At 74.6% G+C, this 347-nt stretch carries 1 pseudogene; it reads left to right on the top strand.

What is annotated here, in order from left to right:
* Positions 1-259 (top strand): annotated as a pseudogene (locus UK12_RS34010) (hypothetical protein); the annotation flags it as partial.
* Positions 260-347 lie beyond the last annotated feature (88 nt).

Here is a 347-nt window from a genome sequence, read left to right as displayed (position 1 = left end):
GCTCTGCCTCGGCGTCGCCACCGGGACCTTCTTCCTGGCCTGGACCCTCTACATGCCGCTCGGCCTGGGCTGGAGCCCGCTGCGGGCCGGCCTGACCGGCGTGCCGTGCTCGATCGCGTTCTCGGTCGCCGCCGTGCTGTCGGTGCAGAAGCTCGTCCTCCGGTTCGGGCGGAAGGTCCTACAGACCGGCGCCCCGGTCCTCCCCTTCGGCTTCGCCCGCGGCCTCTCGTACGCCGGCCAGGTCGTCCCCTGCCCGTAGCCGAACCGCCCCCGGCCTGCCGGATCCCCATATCTCCAGGTCCCCCGAGCGGTGCAGCCTCCTGCGGCGACCCGACGGGCCGCCCCCC

It is taken from the genome of Saccharothrix sp. ST-888 (assembly GCF_000955975.1).
In the GTDB taxonomy this organism is placed as follows: domain Bacteria; phylum Actinomycetota; class Actinomycetes; order Streptomycetales; family Streptomycetaceae; genus Kitasatospora.
The sequence above is the reverse complement of the archived record's forward strand: the minus strand, read 5'-3'. Positions and strand labels throughout refer to the sequence as shown.